Source organism: Caldibacillus sp. 210928-DFI.2.18 (assembly GCF_020554505.1).
Lineage (GTDB): Bacteria > Bacillota > Bacilli > Bacillales > Caldibacillaceae > Caldifermentibacillus > Caldifermentibacillus hisashii.
Map to the genome: position 1 here is coordinate 1 of NZ_JAJCHL010000072.1, position 15,814 is coordinate 15,814.

Annotated in this window: 20 protein-coding genes and 5 pseudogenes; 5 read left to right on the forward strand and 20 right to left on the reverse strand. The window is 38.1% G+C overall.

From position 1 onward, the window contains the following. Positions 1–46: 46 nt before the first annotated feature. Both LIZ98_RS13280 and LIZ98_RS13285 read right to left on the reverse strand, forming a co-directional pair. A pseudogene (locus LIZ98_RS13280) lies at positions 47–534 on the reverse strand (GntR family transcriptional regulator); the annotation flags it as partial. Between the two features lie 367 nt (positions 535–901). Next, a pseudogene (locus LIZ98_RS13285) lies at positions 902–1,670 on the reverse strand (PTS transporter subunit EIIC); the annotation flags it as partial. Between the two features lie 68 nt (positions 1,671–1,738). On the opposite strand from LIZ98_RS13285, the gene LIZ98_RS13290 reads away from it, so the two are divergent. Beyond that, positions 1,739–2,227, forward strand: coding sequence for a DUF4825 domain-containing protein (locus LIZ98_RS13290; protein WP_108897250.1), 489 nt, complete (start codon positions 1,739–1,741; stop codon positions 2,225–2,227). 656 nt (positions 2,228–2,883) lie between these two features. Beyond that, positions 2,884–4,239 (forward strand): Nramp family divalent metal transporter, encoded by a 1,356-nt coding sequence (locus LIZ98_RS13295; protein WP_227139946.1) that lies wholly within the window; start codon positions 2,884–2,886, stop codon positions 4,237–4,239. Positions 4,240–4,575: 336 nt separating this feature from the next. On the opposite strand, the pseudogene rpsI reads toward LIZ98_RS13295, so the two are convergent. The 17 genes and pseudogenes from rpsI to LIZ98_RS13365 form a co-directional block, all read right to left on the reverse strand. Next, a pseudogene (gene rpsI / locus LIZ98_RS13300) lies at positions 4,576–4,638 on the reverse strand (30S ribosomal protein S9); the annotation flags it as partial. Positions 4,639–4,846: 208 nt separating this feature from the next. Beyond that, positions 4,847–5,026: a hypothetical protein gene (locus LIZ98_RS13305; RefSeq protein WP_041847455.1), complete on the reverse strand. Its 180-nt coding sequence runs from the start codon at positions 5,024–5,026 to the stop codon at positions 4,847–4,849. A 167-nt stretch (positions 5,027–5,193) separates the two neighbouring features. After that, the gene (locus tag LIZ98_RS13310; protein ID WP_108897248.1) at positions 5,194–5,502 is read right to left on the reverse strand and encodes a hypothetical protein; all 309 of its coding nucleotides are present in this window, start codon (positions 5,500–5,502) and stop codon (positions 5,194–5,196) included. 137 nt (positions 5,503–5,639) lie between these two features. Further along, a complete protein-coding gene (locus tag LIZ98_RS13315) occupies positions 5,640–7,028 on the reverse strand; it encodes a VWA domain-containing protein (protein ID WP_052480304.1) in 1,389 nt (462 codons plus the stop codon). Between the two features lie 77 nt (positions 7,029–7,105). Next, a complete protein-coding gene (locus tag LIZ98_RS13320) occupies positions 7,106–8,221 on the reverse strand; it encodes an AAA family ATPase (protein WP_227139944.1) in 1,116 nt (371 codons plus the stop codon). Between the two features lie 71 nt (positions 8,222–8,292). Next, the gene (locus LIZ98_RS13325) at positions 8,293–8,535 is read right to left on the reverse strand and encodes a hypothetical protein (RefSeq protein ID WP_041844943.1); all 243 of its coding nucleotides are present in this window, start codon (positions 8,533–8,535) and stop codon (positions 8,293–8,295) included. Between the two features lie 31 nt (positions 8,536–8,566). After that, entirely contained in the window at positions 8,567–9,007 is a 441-nt protein-coding gene (locus LIZ98_RS13330) for an ArsC/Spx/MgsR family protein (protein ID WP_041844942.1), read from the reverse strand. Between the two features lie 33 nt (positions 9,008–9,040). Next, positions 9,041–9,943, reverse strand: a complete 903-nt coding sequence (locus LIZ98_RS13335; RefSeq protein WP_095142507.1) for a DUF6744 family protein — start codon at positions 9,941–9,943, stop codon at positions 9,041–9,043. A gap of 96 nt (positions 9,944–10,039) precedes the next feature. Further along, a complete protein-coding gene (locus LIZ98_RS13340; RefSeq protein WP_041844940.1) occupies positions 10,040–10,435 on the reverse strand; it encodes a hypothetical protein in 396 nt (131 codons plus the stop codon). A gap of 24 nt (positions 10,436–10,459) precedes the next feature. Beyond that, a complete protein-coding gene (locus LIZ98_RS13345; protein WP_041844939.1) occupies positions 10,460–10,903 on the reverse strand; it encodes a DUF4258 domain-containing protein in 444 nt (147 codons plus the stop codon). Between the two features lie 632 nt (positions 10,904–11,535). Next, positions 11,536–12,150: a zinc-binding dehydrogenase gene (locus tag LIZ98_RS18120; protein ID WP_306421345.1), complete on the reverse strand. Its 615-nt coding sequence runs from the start codon at positions 12,148–12,150 to the stop codon at positions 11,536–11,538. 27 nt (positions 12,151–12,177) lie between these two features. Next, positions 12,178–12,462, reverse strand: a pseudogene (locus tag LIZ98_RS18125) (alcohol dehydrogenase catalytic domain-containing protein); the annotation flags it as partial. A gap of 15 nt (positions 12,463–12,477) precedes the next feature. Next, the gene (locus LIZ98_RS18130) at positions 12,478–12,630 is read right to left on the reverse strand and encodes a hypothetical protein (RefSeq protein WP_309240459.1); all 153 of its coding nucleotides are present in this window, start codon (positions 12,628–12,630) and stop codon (positions 12,478–12,480) included. Between the two features lie 326 nt (positions 12,631–12,956). Then, positions 12,957–13,169, reverse strand: coding sequence for a hypothetical protein (locus LIZ98_RS13355; protein WP_108897234.1), 213 nt, complete (start codon positions 13,167–13,169; stop codon positions 12,957–12,959). Between the two features lie 79 nt (positions 13,170–13,248). After that, positions 13,249–13,455 carry a DUF1657 domain-containing protein gene (locus LIZ98_RS13360; protein ID WP_041844991.1) on the reverse strand — a complete coding sequence of 69 codons (207 nt, stop codon included), beginning with the start codon at positions 13,453–13,455 and terminating at the stop codon, positions 13,249–13,251. A gap of 93 nt (positions 13,456–13,548) precedes the next feature. Further along, complete coding sequence (locus tag LIZ98_RS18005) at positions 13,549–13,671, reverse strand: hypothetical protein (protein ID WP_255602217.1); 123 nt, start codon at positions 13,669–13,671, stop codon at positions 13,549–13,551. Between the two features lie 185 nt (positions 13,672–13,856). Then, the gene (locus LIZ98_RS13365; RefSeq protein WP_041844990.1) at positions 13,857–14,075 is read right to left on the reverse strand and encodes a hypothetical protein; all 219 of its coding nucleotides are present in this window, start codon (positions 14,073–14,075) and stop codon (positions 13,857–13,859) included. Positions 14,076–14,363: 288 nt separating this feature from the next. Between LIZ98_RS13365 and LIZ98_RS13370 the strand changes: the two genes are divergently transcribed. Continuing rightward, positions 14,364–14,804 (forward strand): Hsp20/alpha crystallin family protein, encoded by a 441-nt coding sequence (locus LIZ98_RS13370; RefSeq protein WP_041902116.1) that lies wholly within the window; start codon positions 14,364–14,366, stop codon positions 14,802–14,804. Positions 14,805–14,806: 2 nt separating this feature from the next. Beyond that, positions 14,807–14,989, forward strand: a complete 183-nt coding sequence (locus tag LIZ98_RS13375) for a hypothetical protein (RefSeq protein ID WP_041844988.1) — start codon at positions 14,807–14,809, stop codon at positions 14,987–14,989. Between the two features lie 110 nt (positions 14,990–15,099). Here the strand turns inward: LIZ98_RS13375 and LIZ98_RS13380 are convergent. Then, positions 15,100–15,429: pseudogene (locus LIZ98_RS13380) on the reverse strand (IS66 family transposase); the annotation flags it as partial. Between the two features lie 125 nt (positions 15,430–15,554). On the opposite strand from LIZ98_RS13380, the gene LIZ98_RS13385 reads away from it, so the two are divergent. After that, on the forward strand, positions 15,555–15,773 hold the full coding sequence (locus tag LIZ98_RS13385; RefSeq protein WP_227139942.1) for a YitT family protein: 219 nt from the start codon (positions 15,555–15,557) through the stop codon (positions 15,771–15,773). Positions 15,774–15,814 lie beyond the last annotated feature (41 nt).

The window sequence follows — 15,814 nt, forward strand, 5'->3', positions numbered from 1 at the left end:
GGGCTTACATCCCCTAGCCTAAAGGCGTAGGGGTTTTACGCCCATCCTTATAAATCGACCCTTCGCAAATTTCCTTTGTTAAAATAGGAACATATTTTTTGTTAAAAAAATCTTTATCCAATATAATCTTTTCACCATCCATGACACGCGTACGAATGACCTTCCATACCGGGTCTTTTTCCGTTACATTGAGCTGTTTTTGCAATTGACTATCCGGTGAAATGAGCGCAAATTCATTTACGATTGTACCCCAAGGTTTACCCATTTTTTGCGCCAATTCTTTAAAACTGACCAGCCCGGAAATCGGAAGTCATACTTACTGACATCCAGTACATACGACCCTTTTCCCCTAATTTTTTGAATGTAGCCGTTTTGGGAAAGCATTGTTAAGGCTTTGCGAACCGTTTCCCGGGAAGTCGCATATTCTTTTACGAGTTCATTTTCAGACGGTAACTTTGTACTCGGCTTTAGCTGTCCGCTTTGAATTTTTTCAACTAACTCTTCATATATCGATAAATATTTGTTTTCATACATGTTTATCACCGCTATTCTTGTAAAGAAAACTCAGCTACTGCCGAGCCTTCAGGCGACGGCAGAGCTGTAGTTGCGCTTATACTTAATTCGTAAAATTTCCCACTACGTCGAATTCACTTCTTTGCTGGAAATTTATACATTCTTAACGTATAAAAAAAGCTAACGCACTATGAACGTTAGCTCATTACTTATATTTATTTTACCGAAAGCTGAATAGAATCGTCAAAACAAACTCGTACATGCAGGTAATTTGTTATTCTTGGATAAATAAACTCGTGTGTCTATGGTTATGATTCCATAAATTTCCAATTAACCCGCAATGTACTTTACTGATTTCGGCAAATCGAAACTTCTATTGATTATTTCATCATTGAGCTTTGCGAACTTTACCAAAAAACAAGGTTAGGGCTAAAGGTACGATAATGACAATCGCCATGCCGATAAAGAATGAACCCCAACTTCCCGGTAAAATTGATAAGAATGCCGGTAATCCTCCGACACCTACCGATGGAGCTTGGACATCCTGTAATGTAATAAATGCACCGGCCAGAGCTGAACCAATAATTGCGGAGATAAATGCAAAACGATAGCGTAAGTTTACACCAAACATAGCCGGTTCAGTGATACCTAAGTAAGCAGATACAGCAGTTGTTGCCGATAAGCTTTTTAGTTTTCCTTCTTTTAAAACAAAGAACATGGCAAGAGCTGCTGAACCTTGGGCAATATTTGACAATGCCACCATCGGCCATAAGAAAGTCGTTCCGGTACTCCCAATTAGTTGTAAATCCACTGCTAAGAAAGAACGTATGGTGCATCCCTGTAATGACAAGGGGTGCATAAAGACCACCGTATATTAATCCGCCCAAAATCGGTGCGGCTTTAAAGATTGCTACAACAGCTGATGTAATTCCTTTTGCAATGGCAAATGTAACCGGGCCAATGACGATAAAGGAAATGAATCCGGTGACTAAAAGCGCAATGGGAGCAACTAATAACAGCTGAAAGGCATCCGGTATCCGTTTTTTTAATGAAAGTTCAAGTTTCGCCAACACCCATGAAGCGACAAGGACCGGTAAAACTTGACCTTGATAACCAACCTTTTGTATCTCTAAACCGAACAAATTAAAATAAGTAATTATTAGGAGCGGTTTTGTTGAATATGATAAAATTAGATGGAAATTATTAGATGAAAGGAGGTGTAATAGTGAAGCGAATTACCATTCGTATTATTTCATTGTTATCGCTAATGATGTTATTGACTAGTTGTAGTCAAAGTGCTGAATCGAAAACAGATTTGTTTCAATATAAGAATTCGTATGTGGGTGACAACAGTGCAGTTGGAAATATTGTAAATGAATTGACATACAACAATGAGTTAAATCAAATTTCACTTGAAACCAAGAAAGAACCATATGGAATTATTTTGGAGTACAAAGATATTGATACGAACAGTATAGATAAAGAAATGAAGGAAACTGTTATAACTAACTCTACATTTCTTTTTGCTTTAATCAAAAATGTAGATTGGATTACTTTCAAATTTCCAGACAAAGAATTCTCCGTAACAAGGGAGAAAATACAAGAATGGTACAACAATAAGTTGGATGGATTTGAAAATGAACAAGACTTAAAGAAACTGATACAGGAACACCTAAAGTCTGAGAAAACAGTAAGTGAGTTTTTTAACCAATAGAAAATAAGTAGCTGTCCAGAAAGGCATATTTTTGACTTCTGGATCCCACTTTTCATGTTTCAAAACCTTGGTATATCAACATTCTTAATCATCACATTTTTTACGGATTTTCATTTTCTGCACAACCCCTTATTTTTAGGTTATATCAACAGCTAACTTTAACAGAGCCTTTTCTTTAGAATGTTCCTTTATTTCATATAAATTAAATCCCTCATGTCAAAAACATTGATAAATCAACAAAAAATAAGGTGCGGAAATCGTTGCAATATCGTACCTTATTTTTATTGCGATTTCAATTTTTGTGATTCAAAAGGGAACGCCTTAGTAAATTTTTAAGGCAGCCTTTATAGTCTTTCTACCGTATTTTCTCCTGCCTAGATAATTCTTTTGTCCTCCACTCCAAAGGCCCCCGTTTAGACTAGATTTTTGGGTGTGATCTAGTTAAAGTTGGTATTTTTTTATAAAAAAGACTAAAATAAAAAACTTGTAAAAAATGCAGATTAGATTTATTATAATCAAGTAGATAATATTAATAACTTTATTAGAGTAAACTTGTTATTCCTGTTGCACATTGAATTGCAACTTTTATTTTTTACTTCAATGTTGCCCTAACACAAATTAATTTGATTAAATCATACTATTGAGAGGTGGGAAAAATGAGTGTACATGCACAACAAAAAAAGCAACAACCATGGATTCAAAAAAGTTCACATATTAGTTTAGAGGAAGTAAATAATTCTGTACGTGTTCCAGAACATGCAGGGTTTTGGAAGAAATTTTTTGCATTTGCCGGACCAGGGTCACTCGTTGCTGTTGGGTATGTTGATCCAGGTAACTGGGCAACGTCGATTGCAGGTGGTGCTCGATTTGGCTATACATTATTATTCGTTATTTTAATTGCTAACTTAGCAGCAATGTTACTACAGTCTCTTGCAGCTAAACTCGGAATTGTAACCGGAAGAGATTTAGCACAAGCTACACGGGAAGCTACCAGTGCAAAAACGGCAATTATTCTTTGGTTATTAACTGAACTTGCCATTATTGCAACAGACTTGGCAGAAGTTATTGGTTCCGCAATCGCTCTTAATTTATTGTTTAAAATTCCTTTATTAATCGGGATTGTGATTACGACGCTTGATGTTATTTTGTTATTATTACTACAGAAAAAAGGATTTCGAATAATCGAGTCCATTGTCATCGTACTAATGATTATGATTTTAGGCGTCTTTGCTTTTGAGGTGGTCGTTTCTCATCCAAATGTTTCTGCACTTTTTGGCGGTTATTTACCAAAAGCAGAAATTGTTAGGAATCCTGATATGTTGTTTATTTCACTCGGAATTCTCGGTGCTACCGTAATGCCCCATAACTTATATTTACATTCATCTATTGTACAAACAAGGCAATATAAACGTACAACAGAAGGTAAAAGGGAAGCACTTAAATTTTCCGTCTTAGACTCAACCTTTTCGCTTACAATTGCATTTTTTATTAACTCGGCAATTTTAATTCTTGGTACAGCTGCATTTTATGGTACAGGACTAAATGTTTCTGAAATCGAAGCCGCATATGAATTGCTTAGCCCTACATTAGGTATCGGTATTGCGAGCACATTATTTGCTGTAGCACTATTAGCATCCGGTCAAAACTCGACAATTACCGGAACATTAACTGGCCAAATTGTAATGGAAGGATTCATCCATTTACGAATTTCCCCTTGGTTAAGAAGATTAATTACTCGGTTAATTGCAGTCATTCCTGCTTTTATCGTTACGTGGGTTGCGGGAGAGAAAGGAACCGGAGACTTACTACTTTGGAGTCAAGTTATTTTAAGCTTACAACTTCCATTTGCCATTGTTCCATTAGTGCTATTTACAAGTAATAAAGAAAAAATGGGCGAATTTGTAAACAGTAAATGGGTCACCATACTAGCATGGATTGTAACAGTGATTATTATTGTGTTAAATGTTTTCCTAGTTGGGTATATTTTTGTAACGGGACATGATTTAGGGTAAAATGCTAAAACTGCACCTTCATTGTCCTTTTCATTAACAAGAGGTGCAGTTTTTATCCCGCCTAAAAGAAAGGTTGCCTTTGATTCATTATAGCATTACTTCCCATTTAACATCTATTTCGCTTTAATTATAACTGGTGCAGGCTCTAAGTAATTTTGCAGTGTAGCAATTCGATTCAATTTTCCTTGTACGACATGTATAATAAGGATTGAATTTAGTTAAACCGTGATCAGAAGTGGTCAGAAAAATTCTCGTGGTCAAAATGTGGTCACAGGCTCTTTTTAGGCATAAAAAAGACCCTTTCCACCATAGTGAAAAGAGCCTTGAAACGCAAGATTAACGTTTTGAGAACTGAGGTGCACGACGAGCGCCTTTAAGACCGTATTTTTTACGTTCTTTTGTGCTACTTAGAGATATTTTTATATCAGCTTCGATGGATTGCCGTCATAGCAAAGGAATCTGATCGTTTACGAAAAGGCATTTCGATGATTTCCTATAAAATTATATGCTTTTTCCAGTCACTGTCCAGTCACGGACCCTCGATTCCAGTCACAAAAGATTATATGTAAAGCAAAAGAACATCCTTTGTTTCAGGGGGATGTTCTTTTTAGTCCTCATCATCCAATAATTCATTTAGCAGCTTTGATTTAGCCATTTCTCTTTCTTCACGGGTTTTTCTTAATGTTTCTTCCTCCCATTCCAAATAGGCTTCCCATTCTGCTTTCATTTTTTCTTGCTTTTCGATTTCCCATTCTTCCCTTGTCCGGAATGGAACAACCTTTCCCACTTGAAACACCTTCTTCCAACTCCAAAAACTGTTCTATAAATTACATTTTATTATAAGGCATTTGAAAGATGTTTCAAAGCAGTTTAAATTCCTCATTTTGATTGGTGAAAGTTAAGGCCGAACCGCGTACTAAAAGGGAAATCTTACTCGTTCATATAATACTCCTCTTACATCGGAGGCAGAACACTGTCACTATTGCACCATCCATTGTCAGCCCCCCTTACCTTTTCATGAGGCATTGCAAATTCGATAATTTTTTCTATCAAGTCTACTTTGTTATGAGTGATCGCCCAAAGAAAAAGATTGTCCAATACCTCATGTGAAGGCCGTTGATTTTCATAAATGGACATTACTAAGGTACAGTCTGTATCTTTCACCTCGATTTTCTGATGGATCTCGGATGACTTGTTTTTTACTAATTTTTGATATAGGGGCGTGAATACAGCCATGACTTTTTTAGGATGAATTACATTCATTTCATAACATTCCTTTCTTTTTATTTTTATACACAAAAAGGGTAATTGTCTATCTTAATTACACATGACGAATAAAGGTTTGATAAGTTCCGAAAAAACAAAAACACGCGACCCATATGAGTGACGCGTTTACGAACTTATTTATAAGGGTCAAAGGTGACATAGCCTGCATATGTTTCAGCAGGATTTTCCTTATTATTTAATCGGTATACACACCGTCCTAAAACTCTTTTTTCGGGGCTGCCTAAATCAGCCATCTTCTCATTGAAGGTTTCGATAAATTCTTCTCCTACATGGTCATCGCCATCCGTAATAAAGATGACGTCCGCTTTTTCAAAACGACTTTGGTTAATTACACCTAAAGCTCTATTCAACGGATTTTGGAAATTAGTTCCACCACCAAGAAAGTTGGTTGCAAAACGCGTCATATCCCGAATGGAGATTTTCCCCTTCTCAAAGATATGCTGTTCGGAACTACTGGAAAATGGAATATAGCAAAAATCTCGTTTCTGCCGTTTAGCAATCCACATGAGTGCGAGGGCAAATCCTTTCGCTTGTGAATCAAGGTTTTTCATACTGCCTGATTGATCCAAACAAAGGACAATAGGGCCTTTTCCAAGCGTCTCCTTGCCTTTTTGGTCATAGACAAGTGTTTCAGCTTCCGTCAGGCGGCGTGCAAAGTCCAATTTCGTAATTGGATTCGCATATTGTGCCAATTCTGACGGTAACAGGCGTTCAATCTCATTTCCAATGGTAACACCGCTTCGATCGATGGAATCGCTATGCTTCGACTTTTGCTTCTTCCGGGCAATAGCTTTCATCCGTCCGGCCCATTCAGCCACGATTTTTAGCTTATCGTTTTTGGACAAGGCTTCGGCCAATGCAAGCTGTTCCCGTAACGGTACTTTTTTGAGTTCCGCTTCTTCATTCCCGGAACCGCCGCCGATCATGGATTTCACTTTGTCCTTCAAATCATTTGTATCATTCATCGCCCGCTGCATGGCTTGTTGGAACCCGTTCCCCGGTTGATTAAGGGCATCCTTCAATTCCTGATTAAGGGCTGCCGATGTTTCTTGAATCTGTTGGTCTTGTCTCCCATCCGGATTATTATTTTTCAAGTCTTGCAGCTGCTGCATGAGTTCCTTCATTCGTTCATTTTCTTGCTCCTGTTGTTCAATCCACTTTTTCGTTTCCTCCCCGAATTTCATCGTGCCGATCGCGGAAGTGAGTTCATCCAGTTTTGTATGGATTCGGTGCTGTTCAAAGTCCTCGTCAGACATCATCCGTTCCACGATCGCATGGTTCTGTTGAAGATGATCCGGTACTTCTTCCTTCAAAATAGGTTTCATCTTGTAAAGACTTCCCCACATATCTCCAAGCAGATGATCGAACCCGGGATAGGATTTTGCAAGTTCCTGCATCCCTTTCGAGTTATCATAAATCGAATGGAAACGCCGTTTATCGAAACTGTCCATGTTGATGGTAGACTGATCTTCGTATTTGCTGAACTTAGATTTCTTTTTCATCTGAAACACTCCTTTGTTTTAATCGAAAAACAAGAAAAGAGGGGTAATTCCCCTCTTTCTATTTTAGAAAATGTTTCTTACACAATCGGGTCCAGAATGCTTCCGACGATTTCATTTTGAATAGCCGTCACTTCTTTGATGGCTTCGTCAATCTGCTGTTCACGGCCCGGATTCTTCGTTTTCAAGGCATTCAGTTCATTTACAATGATTTTCAATTTCTTCGTTGCTTCAAGACTGCCTTCCGTAGAAGGATTCTGTTTGAGCATTGCTTGAATCTCTTTCGTTTCTTGACGTGCCTGGTCGATTGAACGTAGAACAGTGTCTTGTGCAAGCGATCGGACGATTTTCACTGTCAGGTCCTTTTGATCCGGCGTTTCCCAAAGAGCATTTTCAAGGAACACAATGTCGTTTACGAGAACGTGCTGCCGCTGTTCGACAAGTGCTTTTGCCTTTAGGACGGATAAGGATTGCTTAAACCGACGATCGGAAGGGAAAATGCCTTCGTTTCGTAACTCCATGCGGATTTCAGCCAACTTCTGATAGACTTCCGGCGGAATGGATACCATTTCCGAAAAGAATTGCAGATTCATAAGTTCCTGTATATCCATACTCGGTAACGGTTGATTCCCGCTGTCTTGTAGCATAGCGATGAAATTGTTATCATCGGCCACATAATCGACTTCAAAACGCAGAAGGAAACTGTCAAACAAGGCTTCTAATCCTTCGCCTTCTTCCGGGTATTCGTTCGAGGAACCAATCACGGACATTAATGGTACTTGAACCGGATGGCCGTTATTATAAAATTTCCGTTCGTTAATCAGTGTCAATAAGCTGTTTAAGATTGCACTGTTGGCCTTGAAGATTTCATCAAGGAAGGTGATATGGGCTTCCGGCAATTTATTTGCCGTATTCCGCTTATATACCCCCTGCTCCAAGTCTTTCAAGGAAAGAGGACCAAATAGTTCCTCCGGCGTACTGAATCGTGTCAGGAGCCATTGGAAATGATTCATCCCGGTTACAATCTTTGCAATATCCGCCGCCAATGCGGACTTCCCTGTTCCGGGAGGTCCGATCATCAGCATATGTTGACGGGAGATCAATGCGATCAGGATTGCTTCGACTTCCTTTTCACGTTCGAAATACTTCGCGTTCAATGCGTTTTTAATTTCAGCCAATTTTTGTAGGTTTGTCATTTTTATTCATCCTCTTTCACACATAGTATTTTTAAAAAGACGACAGCCGTGAACAGATATGTCACTGGTCGTTACAATCCTTTTACTTCCTTGAATTGGGCAGTCAATCGTTCAAGCCGTTCATTGCTTGCTGAATGACTTCTGGCGTGTTTGGCCATTTCCTCGACAGCATACATGATATGGGCTAACGAAGTGATTTCTGTGGCCCTCATTTTCAGTTCCTGCTCCCGAAGTTCCAATTCCTTTTCTTTCAACTCATTCGCTTTTTTTAGTTCCAATGAAATATCACGTAAAAGATACTCGTAATTATTCATCGTTCAAAACCCCCTTTCATCTATCGGCGATTTATACAATCTGCTTGTCCGCTTCAAGAATCTTCGCCCGTTTCAAGGATTCAAGGAAAATTTGACGTTTCTGTTCCCTCGGTAAGAAACCGGCCATTTCTTCTTCCTGATAGCCGATAAGCGTCCTTCCTCTGCCAACGATAATCAGATTGACCAACAAATCCGGATGCCGTTGGATTAACCAGTGCAATTGTTTGATGGACAACCGTTCAATGAAGATTCCTTCCTTTATCAGCTTTTTAACTTTGGCGGAACGTCCTGAAAGGATTTCCTCTACTCCACGAAAGCTATTTTGTAGAATTTCAATTAGCTGCTCGTAGGTCAGGGCTTCCCTTTCAAGGCATTTTTCCGAATAACGGACGCCATTTTTAGCAAAATACTCACGCACTTTTCGGACTTGCGGCGTGTTTTTCACATAAAAAATCTGTACATCAGATTTCATTTTATAAACTCCTTTCGATGTTCTTTTAAACAGTCAATCTTCCATGTTGTCGACCAATCGGGCGACTTCCCTTTTTAAATGCAGAATTTTTTCCTCAAAGAAGGACGCTTCGCTCTGTACAATACTGCGATAGTCCTTATAGTCTTTGATGATTCCGTTCGCATGGTTAATCAAATCCTTAACTTGCGATTTCCGGAGATTTCCGCTTCCCTTGCATTCAGCAAGCAGGGTGTCAAAATGATCGGACAGCTTTTGCGATACCATCTGCACATTGTCATAGGTGTTGACGATCGGTACTTTAAAGCATTCGCTATTTTCAAGCGATGACGTAAAATTCACCAATTTCGTCAGCCCCTCGGTGTACGCATTCGGCACAAAATAAACGCCGCCATTTGGACGAACCGGCGTCGGTGCAAGGCTGTTCAGGATTTTCGATACCATTACCCGGACTTGTTGAGCCGAATAATATTCTTTGTAAATATTGAACTTTTCCTCTGCCATTTTGCATAAGTCCTCCGTTATCGGATCTGACGTAACAAATGTAAGGGAATTGTTCTTTTTATCAAGCGTGATGATTCCCGCATTGCTTTCGTAATCGAGCCGTTTCCCGGATTGATCCACTGTCTCCACGACAATGTTTCGTTGAATCATATCCTTGTCAGCAAAGACTTCACGGATCAGATAATTTTTAAAGACGTTCGTTTGGGCAGTGCCTTTTTTTACTTCAATCTCCTTTGTTGCTCGGCGAAACGCATCCGACGAACGGATCGGGTTCGGCATGAAAGCCTGGTCAATTCCGGCTGCTGTTAGGGCTGCCTGCAAATCATCCGCTTTGACAAGTTGCTTGCCGACGCTGAACCACATTAGATGCCCGAGAATCGGTTCATCCCCTTTTACATTTTCAACCGCTGTGACATTGTTAAGATCAATTGTCATCTCAATCCATCTCCCTCATATATTGGTTTTTTAAAATAAAAAAACGCATCTACGGTCCGGAGAAACCCGTGTAAATACGTTTTAAACAGAACTCTTTCACATTTTTACGATTTCATTGAACCGGAATTTTTCAGGTATCGGCTTCCTTGAACGCAAGGCTTTCAGAATTTCGTACCGGATCAGCTGTTGAAGATAGAGTGACACATCCATGTTGTCAAACTCTGCATTACAGGAAGGGCATACATTCATCGGATAGCGTGTCACGTCAATCGACACTTCTTTTCCGTTGACCATTTCCTTGTATGTTTTCAATTTGTTCCGGATGACGGTTTTCTGTTTATCGCAATACAGGCAGTTCATGTCAGAAACGTCAAATTCGGCTTCGTCAATCGAACGGATGACCAATTCATCAAGCGAAAGCGAATACAGACTTCCTTTCAGTTTTGCGATAGTCTTTTGCCGATCACTCTTCGTTGCTACCAAGTATTCCATTGAAAATCCTCTCCTTTGGCATTTTTAATCGTCCGGGTTACAAAAACAGACCCGATTATCAAATCCTTCATTCCATTTCCATGCGTGGCTTTGCGGGTTATAGGCCGTTACAGCTACCCATAAATTTTCACTCACCATGTCAATGACAATATGCAATGGTCGATAATTCATACCGACATATCCAAGCAGCATAATCGAAGTCGCTTTTGCGGTTTTGTTCCGCTCAACGACCCATCCGCATTTTAGAACTTCTTTGAAATCAGCTTCTGAAATTGACCGTTCAAAACTTCTTTTGTAGAAGTGCTTATCGCAAAGGATTTTGTGTTTCCCGTCACCCATTCTGGCACGGAACATATCCAATTCTCTTTGGCCAATTGCACAGAAACGGTTTTGCAGATGTTCCCACCGTTCCCGTTTCCTCTGACATTCTTCTTCGTCTTTGCATACCAATGTTTCTATGCTAATCATGACTTTTTACCCTGCGATGCCTATACAGAAAGGGAGAACCCTTCTGTATAAAGCACACAGAGGGCTTCCTCCCTTCTCTTTGTGTATAGTCCACCGTGAAAACAAAACTTGTTTTCATTGAAACTTTCGCTTCTTTGTCCAACCTCGCTTTCTCAACTATTTTTCTAAACAGAAAAAAGCCGATCATTCCAAAGAACAATCGACTTTTTATATATTTCACGACTAAGATCGTGGAAATATTAAACCTATTATCTTTTGCAAATTGCACTTTTCGGACAAAATGTCCACCTGCCATTTCCCCTAAACAGGAGAATACGAAGGAACAAAAACTTTATGCCAACTCTCCACTCCAATAAAAATAAAGGAAGGTATGAAGGCTTCTACACAACGTGTAGCTTTTAGATAAAAATATACATACAGTGTAACAGACAAATTGACTGAATACAATAAAGACTGAAAGGCTTTTGAAATGAAAAAAGAGCCAAAGTACGCAAGTAGTGCATAAAAACTTGCATATTTTAGGCTCTTTAATTTTATTTCTTATTGTGTTAAAGCACTCGTTAGCTTAATTTCACAAACATTTTATTTTATATGTTCTCTTCTACAAGTCGAAAGTCTATTTGGTCTAATATTTATGAAAATTTTAGGAGTGGTTTAATGGTTGTACCCTTATGAGCGTCTTCTACTGCTTTATTGATGTCTTCAAAAGAGTAATACGTAATCAATTTATCAAACGGGAATTTCCCCTGCTTATATAGTTCGATTAATCTAGGGATATATATTTGAGGAACACCTTCACCCATCAAAAATCCTTCATAGTTTCTTTCAAAAAGAATCGTATTGATATCCAACGTTACTTCCGAACCAATAGGACCACCCGCCACTTGTACCGCTCTTCCTGTTACAGTAAGTGAATCCACCGCATTTCTCGAATTTTCAGGGCGACCGCTGGACTCAATAGCGTAGTTTACACCCTTTTCAGCAATCTTCATGATTGCTTCTAAAACATTTCCTTCTCTTGCGTTAATGGTATGTGTGGCTCCTAATTCCTTTGCTAACTCTAATCGGTTTTCTTGAACATCAACGGCAATAATAATGCCGCAATGACATACATTAGCCGCCATAATTGCACTTAATCCTACTGTACCAGCACCAAAGACAACAATGCTTGTGCCGGGTTCCGGTTTTAATTTATTTAATACCGCTCCACTTCCAGTCTGTACCCCACAACCTAGCGGTCCGAGCATTTCAAGTGGAACATCTTTTGGGACCTTTATGACGTTTCTTGCATTGGCTACCGCGTAATATGCAAAACTAGATTGTCCGAAAAAGTTAGAAGCATCTTGCCCCTCTACGTGTAAGCGAGTAGATCTATCTGCCATTCTTCCTTCAAAATTCAATTCATAAAACCGCTCACAGGCATATGCTTTGCCGGTCAAACAATTGTCGCATGAACCGCAAGAACTATAAGAAAGAACAACATGGTCACCGGGTTGAATATGAGAAATACCGTTGCCGACTTTTTCAACAATCCCTGCCCCTTCATGACCTAGTACTGCAGGAAGTGGAACCGGTTAAGCTTGTGTTTGAGCAAGAATATCGGTGTGGCAAATTCCGGTCCCTACAAGACGAATCAACACTTCATTCGTTTGTGGTTCGTCTATCGTTATGTCTTTAATTTCAAATGGTTCACCACTTCCAAAGGTAACAGTAGCTTTTGTTTGCATGGAAAAACCTCCTTATGATGTTTACTTAATTAAATTTCCCATTTAAGGTGTTTGTACTCCCTTTTCCCAAATCCTTATTGAACTAACCTCCCTTTAGTACAGTAAGCATTGCTTTACAAATATGAATAAAAATAAATGTGTATACAGGTTTAACCTTAAATAATGATTCATAAAGTTTAATAAACATACTGCCAAAACATACATCAGTTAATTGCCAGAAACAGTTATCTTCTTCACCAATGAGTCTCCTGATAGAGAAGACTATTTTGATGTGTAGATTCAATTTTTTGTATATTGAAAAGTTTATGGATGACAAGGGTAAGTAATTATCTCTTGTGAGTAAACGGTGTTAAAAATATTTGAATTAATATCGGGGGCTGGTGGAAACTGGCTGAGATTGCAACTATTCCGTTGCTGACCGTGACAACCTGATTGTTATCCTCATCTAACTGATTTTGGTTATCGTTACATCCTGTTCCAAACCCGATCACGGCTAAAATGGAAAGAAAAATTTTTATTTTGGTTATTTTGTCTTTCATGAAACCATCTCCGTTTTTCCCATTATTTAAAGGAATTAAAAAAGGTTGGCCTCCCAACCAACCTTTTTTATCTTACTCATTATTGTTGTTTGTATTGAGGTTCTTCTTGTTCAATTTGTTGAACGCGTGGTTCAATGCTGTTAATAACAGATTGGGTTTGTTTAGCAGCATCTTGGTAAAGTTGCTTTGCCTGTTGATTATCTGTACCAAGAGCAAATGTTTCGAAACTTGCTTGTGCACTTTTTAAGCCTGCTAGAGCTGTCTTAACATCATTTATTACTGTCATGATGAATCCTCCTTGAATTTTTTTTGACCTTTTTAGATTACCTGAATCAGAATTTTCTTATGTGGTGAATTTTTTGGAAATATAGTTATAAAATTACTTTTGGTGAATAGCACCATTTTTTCTGTAGTAACCTCGTTTCCAAATCCCCATCAATTCTTCTATTTGGCGACGATTATAGGATTGCGATGTATAATCTTTTTGGGTAATATGTCTCATCTCAAATTTTTTCCACCGTTCCCTTTACTGAACTTAATTAAACACAATAAATATAGAAAACGCCTATAGTGACGGTTCATGTTAATATGGAGTGCGCTGTTACACCGTATGATTAAAAATAAAAAAGGGATTTACGTATATTGCAAATCCCATCTATCCATCTTAGCTAAAAGATTATAATAGTTTTATTCTTCCGATGCAGATGCTTGGGCTTGTAACTGAGATTGTACTTGACTAATTAATGTTTGTATTTGTGCAACCTCATTTGATGCTTGTTTTAATGCTTCTGAAGCAAGAGTAGTATTAGCAGCAGATTGTTCAATCGCTGAAGTTATCATATCTTTTACAATAGAAGAGGCTGCCTCTGCTTGTTTTAATTTATTAGTATCAATTTGATTAGCCATGCTACTTCCTCCTGTTTGTGGTTTAGTACAAAAGATAGAATGCCTCGAATAAATTGTTTTATCCTCAATTCTAAATAGCAATTATTCCTTTGGATAGACAATTATTGAGATTCCTTTCGTTTTAAAATTAAGCCAAAATATTACTAAAATAAATCTCCTGTAGCTAGGCTCTCCTTTTTCTGTAATAGGATGCTTTTCTAAAACTGACTCAGCTTATCCCTTAAATGAATAATTACATAGTAAATGTAAAAAATATATTTGTTAAAAATAACTAAGGAGATGATACAAATGGCATTAATACCTTATGATCCATTTAGACAATTAACTAACATTAGGAGAGATTTTGACAGATTATTCAATGATTTCCCTTTTCATTTAGACAATGATATGAATCATTTGGGGAATATAAGAGTGGATGTTCATGAAACAGATAAAGAGGTAGTAGCAACTTGTGACATTCCAGGCTTACAGAGTAAAGAAGATGTAAACATTGATATTGAAAATAATGTATTGAGAATTAGTGGCTCAATTAACAGAACTAATGAGATTAAAGAAGAGAATATGCATAGGAGAGAAAGATACACAGGTAGCTTTCACAGAGCTATTACACTACCAACTCCTGTTTCTGAGGAAGGTATAAAGGCTTCTTATAAGAATGGTGTACTAGAAGTTATCATGCCTAAACAAACTCAAACAAATAAAAAGAGAATTGATGTGGATTTCCATTAAAAATGAGCAGTTTGCTACCTGTTATGAAAGAGTTTGGCAGGGATTACTTGCAGGAAATTGCTGAGGAACAACCTGACCTAGTTGATTTGCTAATTTTAAGCTGCCATTTACCTCAGGCAAAGAAAAAAATTATTTTAAATGAGCTGACAAATAATATTAAAAATTCCTACCAGCATTTGAGGTAATGCTTTTCTTTTGTAAGCCAGAACTATAAAAAATAAGCATACCTTAACCGTACGCATCATAAATCACCGTATATCATGATTTTTTTAATCAGATATACGGTGATTTCATTTTATCTGCCACATTCTGCTTGGATCATTTTTGACCAAGGCATATATTGATTTAAAATTTCCGAATGTGGATAGATATCAAGATTCGGAAAATCCGTCAGTAACTTCAAGAGATAACGATAGAAATCCACTCCGTTTGCTTTTGCCGTTTCTGCGATACTTAAACAGATGGCGTTGGCTTTTGCACCAGCTTCACTGACGGAAAAGAGCCAGTTTTTTCGACCCATCACATTTGGACGAATGGCATTTTCGGCTGGATTATTATCAATTTCGATACGGCCATCCTTCAAGAATGCTTTTAGTCCATTCGCTCTGTTCAGAGTATATTCAGAAACAGGACAATCGTTGGACCTTGACTGGGCACACTTCGATAGACCCAATTGGAAAGGTTCTTATCATTCGTGTTCTTAACCTTAAATTCCCGACATATTATTAGATTAAAATGAGATGAGACAAGGTGATTGTTATTTTTCAGAAATTAATTGCTACTCTTATTGGAAGTCTGTTATTAGGAGTTGGTGTGAATGGGTTCCTAGTTCCTCATCATTTAATAGACGGTGGAATTGTTGGAATCGCACTATTACTCCATTATTTTTTAAAATTTCCAACTGGTATTATAATGGTGGGGTTGAGTATCCCTATTTGTATATTTTCCTCATTAAATAGGGGCTGCTGAACGAATCACATGCAGAAAGTCATTTGAGAAATCAACCGTTG